Annotated in this window: 10 protein-coding genes; 8 read left to right on the top strand and 2 right to left on the bottom strand. The window is 59.7% G+C overall.

The genetic code is table 11. The features are described 5' to 3' along the window. Both NW838_RS01520 and NW838_RS01515 read left to right on the top strand, forming a co-directional pair. The coding region (locus NW838_RS01520) for a UDP-glucose dehydrogenase family protein (protein ID WP_414427370.1) at positions 1–690 on the top strand (690 nt) is incomplete at its 5' end. 23 nt (positions 691–713) lie between these two features. Beyond that, positions 714–1661 carry a UDP-glucuronic acid decarboxylase family protein gene (locus NW838_RS01515; RefSeq protein ID WP_414427369.1) on the top strand — a complete coding sequence of 316 codons (948 nt, stop codon included), beginning with the start codon at positions 714–716 and terminating at the stop codon, positions 1659–1661. A 49-nt stretch (positions 1662–1710) separates the two neighbouring features. Here the strand turns inward: NW838_RS01515 and NW838_RS01510 are convergent, their stop codons facing one another. After that, positions 1711–2091, bottom strand: a complete 381-nt coding sequence (locus NW838_RS01510) for an ArsR/SmtB family transcription factor (protein ID WP_414355908.1) — start codon at positions 2089–2091, stop codon at positions 1711–1713. Between the two features lie 128 nt (positions 2092–2219). Here NW838_RS01510 and NW838_RS01505 point away from each other — a divergent pair, with 128 nt between their 5' ends. The 4 genes from NW838_RS01505 to NW838_RS01490 all read left to right on the top strand — a co-directional run bounded on the left by NW838_RS01505 (position 2220) and on the right by NW838_RS01490 (position 5984). Then, entirely contained in the window at positions 2220–2936 is a 717-nt protein-coding gene (locus tag NW838_RS01505) for an MBL fold metallo-hydrolase (RefSeq protein ID WP_011433521.1), read from the top strand. Positions 2937–3067: 131 nt separating this feature from the next. After that, entirely contained in the window at positions 3068–3535 is a 468-nt protein-coding gene (locus NW838_RS01500) for a DUF29 domain-containing protein (protein ID WP_414355907.1), read from the top strand. 56 nt (positions 3536–3591) lie between these two features. After that, positions 3592–4173 carry a rhodanese-like domain-containing protein gene (locus NW838_RS01495; RefSeq protein ID WP_414427368.1) on the top strand — a complete coding sequence of 194 codons (582 nt, stop codon included), beginning with the start codon at positions 3592–3594 and terminating at the stop codon, positions 4171–4173. Continuing rightward, a complete protein-coding gene (locus NW838_RS01490; protein ID WP_414427367.1) occupies positions 4170–5984 on the top strand; it encodes a SulP family inorganic anion transporter in 1815 nt (604 codons plus the stop codon). Before NW838_RS01495 ends, NW838_RS01490 begins: the two co-directional genes overlap by 4 nt. On the opposite strand, the gene NW838_RS01485 is transcribed toward NW838_RS01490, so the two are convergent. Further along, positions 5962–7221: a hypothetical protein gene (locus NW838_RS01485; protein WP_414427366.1), complete on the bottom strand. Its 1260-nt coding sequence runs from the start codon at positions 7219–7221 to the stop codon at positions 5962–5964. The genes NW838_RS01490 and NW838_RS01485 overlap by 23 nt on opposite strands. Positions 7222–7448: 227 nt before the next feature. Between NW838_RS01485 and trxA the strand changes: the two genes are divergently transcribed. Together trxA and NW838_RS01475 are read left to right on the top strand one after the other, a co-directional pair. Next, the gene (gene trxA, locus NW838_RS01480) at positions 7449–7769 is read left to right on the top strand and encodes a thioredoxin (RefSeq protein WP_011433516.1); all 321 of its coding nucleotides are present in this window, start codon (positions 7449–7451) and stop codon (positions 7767–7769) included. Between the two features lie 34 nt (positions 7770–7803). After that, positions 7804–8175 carry a lipoyl protein ligase domain-containing protein gene (locus NW838_RS01475; RefSeq protein WP_414427365.1) on the top strand — a complete coding sequence of 124 codons (372 nt, stop codon included), beginning with the start codon at positions 7804–7806 and terminating at the stop codon, positions 8173–8175. The last annotated feature ends 4 nt before the right edge of the window (positions 8176–8179 follow it).

The raw sequence follows: 8179 nt of genomic DNA, 5'->3' as shown, positions 1-8179 counted from the left end.
ATGATCAAGTATGCCGCCAACGCCTTCCTGGCCACCAAGATTAGCTTCATCAACGAAATGGCCAACATCTGCGAGCGCACCGGCGCCGACATCACCCAGGTGGCAGAAGGGATCGGCCTAGATAGGCGCATTGGCCGCGCCTTTCTCAACGCCGGCATAGGGTGGGGCGGAAGCTGCTTCCCCAAAGATCTGGCGGCTCTCATTCAAACCGCTGCTGACTACGGCTATGAGGCCAAGCTGTTGCGGGCCACGGTGGAGGTCAACCGAGAACAGCGGCAACGTTTGGTGGAAAAGCTGCAGCAAGCCCTCAAGGTGCTCAAGGGAAAAACCATTGGCCTACTGGGTCTGACGTTTAAACCCCACACCGACGACCTGCGGGATGCCCCTTCCCTGACCTTAATCGAGCAGCTCCACCGCCTTGGGGCAAAGGTGAAGGCGTATGATCCCGTTGTGTCCGCTTCAGGGATGCGGGAGGGGTTGGCCCATGTGGTGGTGGAAACGGATGTGTTTCGCCTGGCCCAAGATTGCGATGCCCTGGTGCTGGTGACGGAGTGGCCGGAGTTCTTGTCACTGGATTACCGACGGATTGCAGAGCTCATGCGGCGGCCCTTGCTCATCGATGGCCGTAACTGTCTGGATCGGGAGGCGGTGCAGCAGGCGGGCATAACCCTCATCGGAGTGGGCTGGTAGGCGCTGAGAAACAAGGGGAATTCATGAAAATCTTGGTTACAGGTGGCCTGGGATTTATTGGATCCCACTTGGTAACCCGCCTTCTGCAAGAAGGCCACTGGGTCATTTGCCTGGACAATGGCTCCACAGGCCGGCAGCTCAATGTCCAGGCCCATCTGGACAACCCCGCCTTTCAGCTCATCTGGCACGACGTGGCGGATCCCTTGCCGCCCGCTTTGGAAGAGGCCGGGATCCAGCAGATCTACCACCTGGCCTGCCCCGCTTCCCCCCCCCACTACCAAGCGGATCCCATCCGCACCATCCGCACCAGCGTCTGGGGCACCTATCACCTGCTGCAACTGGCCCAGAAAACAGGGGCTAGGTTCCTGCTGGCCTCCACCTCAGAAGTGTACGGGGATCCCCAGGTGCATCCCCAACCGGAAGACTACTGGGGCCACGTCAACCCCATTGGCCCGCGGGCCTGCTACGACGAATCCAAGCGCTTGGCAGAAACCCTCACCTTCGACTGGCAGCGGCAATACCAAACGGAGATCCGGGTAGCCCGCATCTTCAACACCTACGGCCCTGCCATGCGGGAGGACGATGGCCGCGTGGTGAGCAACTTCATCGTCCAGGCCCTGCGCGGGGATCCCTTAACAGTTTATGGGGATGGATCCCAGACCCGCAGCTTTTGCTACATCTCCGACTTGGTAGAGGGCTTGATCCGGCTGATGAACAGCCCCTACCCTGGCCCCTTTAACTTGGGCAACCCCGAGGAGTTCACCATCCTGGAGCTGGCCCGGCAGATCCTTGCGCTCACGGGCAGCCCTTCTCCTGTTGTTTACCGGCCCCTGCCAACAGATGATCCCAAGCAGCGGCGGCCCGACATTCGCAAAGCCCGTGCCCTCTTGGGTTGGGAGCCTCGGATCCCGCTGCAAGTTGGGCTGCAACAGACCATCCCTTACTTTCGTCAGCGGCTGGGGCTGGACTAATCATCAGGTGCTCCCGACAACCCCAACCCGTTTGAGAACTATTTTCGCCTCAGCTCGGTTGACCTGGGTGAATGGCTGCCAGCGGCTCCAGTTGGCGGGCTTGCTGTTGTAGCCGACTCACCAACTGCCGACATACCACTTCACACAGCTCAAAGCACATGGGATCCGCAATTTGGTAATAAACACTCACCCCCTTGGGCTGACGGCTGACGATCCCTGCCTGCGCCAAGATTTTCAGGTGCTTGGAAACATTGGCCTGGCCCATGCCGGTGGCTTCCAGAATCTGGGTTACATTCTTCGGCCCAGAGCGCAACTGACACAGGATCTGCAGGCGGCTGGGTTCCGCCAAAACCTTGAAGTACTCCGCCACGCTGTTGAGAACCTGCGGCGTCAGGATCGTGCGACACTCATTCACATCCGCTCTGCTCACCGGCTTTTCCCCAATCAACAAACCTGCTTGCGCCGTTCGTCAACTTGATTTTAACACTAGATAGTTATATAGTGTTCCTAGAAAGTCCAAGTTCACGTCGGGCTTTCGATACCAGACAGGAGGGCACTATGCTATTTCGCCAACTGTTCGACGCAGAAACAAGCACCTACACCTATTTAATCGCGGATCCGGCAACTCGCGAGGCCGCGCTGGTGGATCCGGTACTGGAGCAGGTGGAGCGGGATTTGAAGCTGATTCGGGAATTGGGTCTAACCTTGAAGTACTGCCTGGAAACCCACGTTCACGCGGATCACATCACGGGAACCGGGAAGCTGCGGGAACTGACCGGTTGCCAAGGGGTGGTGCCAGTACAGGCCAAGGCTCAATGTGCAGATCGTTTCATCGGTCATGGGGAAACGCTGCAAGTGGGATCCGTCGTCATTGAAGCCATCGCTACCCTGGGCCACACCGACAGCCACATGACCTACCGCGTGAATGGGGATCGCGTCCTTACCGGAGATGCCCTGCTGATCCGCGGCTGTGGGCGCACGGATTTCCAAAGCGGGGATCCCGGCCTGATGTACGACCATGTTACCCAGCACTTGTTTACGCTGCCCGATGAGACGCTGGTCTATCCTGGCCACGACTATCGCGGGCACACCGTCTCCACCATTGGCGAGGAGAAGCGCTGGAACCCGCGCTTTGTGGATCCGGAAACGGGCAACCTGCGTTCCCGTGAGAGCTTCATTGCCCTGATGAACAGCCTCAACCTGCCCCAGCCGAAGAAGATCCAGGAAGCGGTGCCGGCCAACGAGCAGTGCGGCCAAGTGGCAGCAGCGGTTTAATTCCTTCTGGGCAGCGAGGTGCAGGGTAAGCCCCCGCCGGCTGGGGAGCCCATGTGAAACTCCGATGGTGAGGGCCCGCTGCTCTGGGTAACCTTCTCTCAATTGGCTTGCCAGAAATGGAGAGTTTGAGCGTGGATCGAGAAAGTCTCTATGAGAGCGATTTCTATGCTTGGATCCAGCAACAAGCTCAATTTCTGCGGGATCGGGCCTGGGAGAAGCTGGATCTGCCCAATTTAGTCGAGGAGATTGAATCGTTGGGCAGGCAACAGCGGCAGGAACTGCGAAACCGACTTGCAGTTTTGGTTGGGCATCTCCTCAAGTGGGAGTACCAGCCAGAGGGGAGATCCGCAAGCTGGCTCCTCACCCTCCAGCTGCAGCGGCAGGAAGTTCTGGAGCTTCTTGAAGAAAGCCCAAGTCTCAAGCCCTATTTGCCAGAGGCCATCTCCAAGTCTTACTTGGGAGCGCTGAAGCTGGCCCTGGAGGAGACCAAGCTGCCCAGAAAGATTTTCCCCAAAACCTGCCCTTATTCCTCAGAGCAAATCCTGGATAGCCGGTTTTACCCCGGTGAGCCCAGTCATTTGCTTGAGGAGGGGGATTAATCCCAAAAATCGCTGCATTTTGCATTTTAGACAACGCTAGAAGCAAGGAGACAACCATGACCGTAACCCAACAAAACCCTATCCCTTCCGCTTCGCAAGAACGGGATCCCCGTCTCAAGGAGATCGATGCCCTGACCTTAAAACAGTGGCTGGATCAGGGGCGAGTCCAGCTCATTGATGTGCGGGAGCCGGGAGAATATGCCGATGAGCGGATCCCGGGGGCCATCAACATGCCCCTATCTACCTTTGACCCGGCCAAAGTGCCTGCTTCCACGCCAGAGAAGCCGGTGGTGTTGCACTGCCGCATGGGCAGCCGCTCCATTCGGGCCAGTTGCCAGTTGCTAGACCGCGGTTGGCCGGAGGTCATTAGCCTCAAGGGAGGGATCGAGGCTTGGAAAGCGGCTAAGCTGCCTGTTACCCGCACCCAAAATGCGCCCATCTCCATCATGCGGCAGGTGCAGATTGCGGCGGGATCCCTGGTGCTCACCGGAACCCTTCTGGGGGCCTTTGTCAACCCCTGGTGGCTGCTGCTGAGTGGCTTTGTGGGCGCTGGGCTGGTGTTTGCGGGTGTAACCAACACCTGTGGCATGGCTCTGCTCTTGGCTCGCATGCCCTGGAACCGAGGTCAGTCTCTATGAACGGGATCCCTTCTACTTCCTCTGGGGGGCAAGGGATCCTGGCGCGGTACCTGCCCTTTGCTAAGGAGTCCCTTTGGGTCTTCCACTATCAACGATCAGATTTGCCGGGAGATCTGATCGCCGGCCTTGTGGTGGCTATTCTGCTGGTGCCTCAGAGCATGGCCTATGCCCTGTTGGCCGGGTTGCCCCCCCAAGTGGGCCTGTACGCCAGCATTTTGCCGGTGATCGTCTATGGACTACTGGGATCCAGCCGCGCCTTGGCGGTGGGGCCGGTGGCCATCATCTCCCTCTTGGTGGCGGCGGGGTTGGAGCCCCTGGCCGGTCGCGTCAGCGGGACGGAGTCCTTGCCGGGCAGCCCAGAGTACGGGCAGTTGGCTTTAGGCCTGGCCTTGGAAGTGGGTTTGATTCAAGGGGCGATGGGGTTGTTGCGGCTGGGGTTTTTGGCCAATTTCTTAAGCCACACGGTGGTGACTGCCTTTGGCAGCGCGGCAGCCTTGATCATCGGCTTCAGCCAGCTCCGCCACCTCCTGGGGGTCAAGATCGCCAATACGGAGTCCTTCTTGCTGTTGGTGCAGCGGCTGTGGCAAAGCCTGGACAAGGTGAACTGGGCAACCTTTGGCTTGGGGCTGCTGGCCGTATCCCTGCTGGTGTACGCTCAGCGAAAGTTGCCCCACCAACTGCGGCGTTGGGGTGTGCCTCCAGGTTGGGCCTTGATTTTGACCAAGGGGGCACCGCTAGCGGCTGTGCTCGTGACCAGCCTGTTGGTCTGGGGCCTAAACCTCTCGGAGAGGGCAGGGGTATCCGTTGTTGGCTCCATTCCTTCCGGGTTGCCCCCCTTGGGCTTTCCCTCGTTGAGCTGGGGACAGTGGACAGCGCTTCTGCCCACCGCCTTGGCCATTAGCTTGGTGGGCTTCACGGAGAGCTATGCCGTGGGGCAGTCCTTGGCCAGCCAGCGGCGGCAGAAGGTGGATCCCAACCAAGATCTGGTGGCTTTGGGGGCAGCCAACTTGGCAGCAGCCTGCAGTGGCGGCTATCCGGTAACGGGAGGCATCAGCCGGTCGGTGGTGAACTTTCAAGCAGGCGCCAACAGTGGCCTGGCCTCCCTAATCACCGGCCTGTTGGTGGCTTTGACGGTCATCTGGCTGATGCCCCTGTTCACCTTCTTGCCCCAGACCACCCTGGCGGCCATTGTTCTGGTGGCGGTGCTGGCCCTGGTGGATTTTCACCCCCTGCTGCAAAGCTGGCGCTACGACCGTGGCGATGCCCTGGTTTGGTTGGTAACCTTTGCCAGTGTGCTGGGGATCGGAGTGGAGCAGGGGATCGGAATAGGGGTGTTAGTCTCCATCCTGCTCTTTCTTTGGCGGGCTAGCCGTCCTCACATTGCCATCGTGGGTCAGGTGCCCGGTACGGAGCACTACCGCAACGTGCAGCGCCATGAGGTGATTACCGATCCCCGTATCTTGGCAGTGCGGGTGGACGAGAGCCTGTTTTTTGCCAACGCAGCCTACTTGCAGGAGTATCTGCTGCGAGAGGTGGCGGCGCGACCCACAGTGGAGCAGGTGCTGCTCGTTGCCAGCGCCATCAACTTCATCGACGGCAGCGCTTTGGAAGTGCTGACCCAGTTGGTGGAACGTTTGCAGCAGGCAGGGGTGGGCTTTGCCATGGCCGAGGTGAAGGGGCCGGTAATGGATCGCCTCCAAAAGGCTGGGTTTGTGGAGAAAGTGGGCGCTGAGCGCTTCTTCCTCTCCACTCACCAGGCGATGCAAGCCCTCGGATCCCAGCAGAGCCTCAGTCAGGTGTCATCTTCCTGATCAGCACAAGGGGGGTTTGTTCAGCGGCATTGCCGGCGGGGTTCTTGCCCAGGGCTTGCTCCACCAGCTCCCGCTCTACGCCGGGGCTGGCTGCCAGGATCTTGACCTGCCCCAGATCGTTGGCATCCACGATGGCCACTTCGTAGCCCGTCTGCCGATGCAGATCCCCCACCAACTTGGCCGGATCCCGCGGCCCCAGCACGATGAACTGGTCATAGGGAGGCAGGGTGCCAGTAACGTCGTCGATGAGATCGGCCTGCTCCCCCGCCAGGGCATAAAAGACCCCCGGGATCCCCAGCAGTTTGGCCAGGGATCCCACCACAAAAGCCCACACCACCCGCCAGGCCCCGGAGCAGTCGATCAAAGTCTGCATCCCGTAGCAGCTTGAAAGACTGGTCTTGGAGGGGAAGAAGTAGCACAGGGTGCGGGCCAGCCAGCCGGGCTGCACCTGCAGGGGATGGCGGAAGTTGCCCTGGACAATAGCCACGGCGCTTTCCGAGATGGCCACCATATCGCCGGGCTGGATGTGAGGGCCTACATACCGCCGTAGCACCTCGGCCAAGTCATCGCTGGGGGTCAGCAGATGGGTGGGAACGGCGGCCCAAAGGAGGGATCCCTGCTGCTGCCAGTTCAGCTCTGGCAAGGGCTCCACCTCCTGCAACGGCAGGATGAGATGGCTGGTCTTGAGGGTGCGCCGCTGCCGCCCGTACTGAATGTAGTCCAGCTGGAGCCAGGCCGAGCGCAGATCCGCTAGCCCTTTCCCCTTCAGCTCGATCTCGACTTCTAGGCCAGTCTGGCTCTGGGGGGTGAGGATATAAGCCTGCCAGTAGTTGTCTTGCCGGGGGGGAAGATCCGGATGGCGAGAGCGCAGGCGTAGGCGGGTGTGAATGCCTTCTGGGGATCCGGCGCTGAGCAAATGCAGTCGCGGCTCCACCTGGGCCAAGGTGACTTCCAAAAGGGGGTTGAGGTTGCGAGCCACAAACTCCGCTTGAATGACCCAGTGCTCGGGGGTGTGGCGGCTGATGCGCCAGCCTTGGGGCTCCACCACCAGGTGATCGGCGGGGCGGGTCTTGAGCCAGTAGAGCAAGCTGCCCAAACTCAGCAGCAACCCGGCCACTACCTGAGCCCAGCCCCAGGGATCCCACAGCCAACGCCAAGCCCCCCATAGGCTGAGTCCTACCCCGGCCAGCACTGTGGCCAACACGCCACGATTCACCATGCTGCTGCTTGTTGCCATCGGGATCCCACTCCTCCAAGTCCTTAAACCCTGCTAAAGTCTGCCCCTTTGTCCACCACAACACCCTAGACTACAGGTACGCTCTAGCTCTTCCCCCAAACCCTAGCCATCCTACCGGGAAACCGAAGCAGGCTGCGGCGAGATCTCCACACCAATTTTTAATCTCAAACAGTTAGCTTACAAATAGATTTCATCTCAGGCTTTTCAGAACACCCTTGGAGTTTCCTATGGCGCACAAACAGCAATTCAAAAGTTTTGCCGACATGATTCAGGGATCCAAAACCCCGATCCTGGTGGATTTTTATGCTTCCTGGTGCGGCCCTTGTCAGGTTATGGCGCAAGTGTTGGAGCAGGTAAAACCTCAGGTGGGGGATGCGGTTACTTTTGTGAAGGTTGACACCGAAAAGTACCCAACCATCGCTGCTCGCTGGGGCATTCAAGCGGTGCCAACGCTGATCCTCTTCAAAGATGGGAAGCCGATTGACCGCATTGAGGGGCTGTTGCAGCCGCGGGCCCTGTTGGAGCGGTTGCGGGCGCAGGTTAACTAAACCTGTAAGCTAGGTGAACTTTTCTGGATCCCCCGTGCAACTGCCGCTTCTGCAGGTTCACCTGCCGGGTGAAGTGCCCTACCGCACTGCCTGGGCTTGGCAGCAGGCAAGACTGGCCCATATGATCCGGGATCCCCAGTTGCCGGACGGATTACTGCTGCTCACCCATCCTGCGGTTTACACCTTGGGGGCAGGAGCCGATCCCAAGTTTCTCAAGAGCCTTTCTCAGCCGATAGGATCCCCGGCTATCCACCCGGAATCTCCTTCTGAACAAGAGCCGGAAATCCTGCGGGTGGAGCGCGGCGGCGAAGTGACCTACCATGGGCCGGGGCAGTGGGTGGGCTATGCGATGCTGAACCTAAAGCGCCACCGCCCAGATCTCCACGAGTACCTACGCCAACTGTAGCAGG

The sequence above is a fragment of the Synechococcus sp. R55.2 genome, from assembly GCF_047462075.1.
Classification (GTDB): domain Bacteria; phylum Cyanobacteriota; class Cyanobacteriia; order Thermostichales; family Thermostichaceae; genus Thermostichus.
This window is presented reverse-complemented; position numbering and strand designations above follow the sequence as displayed.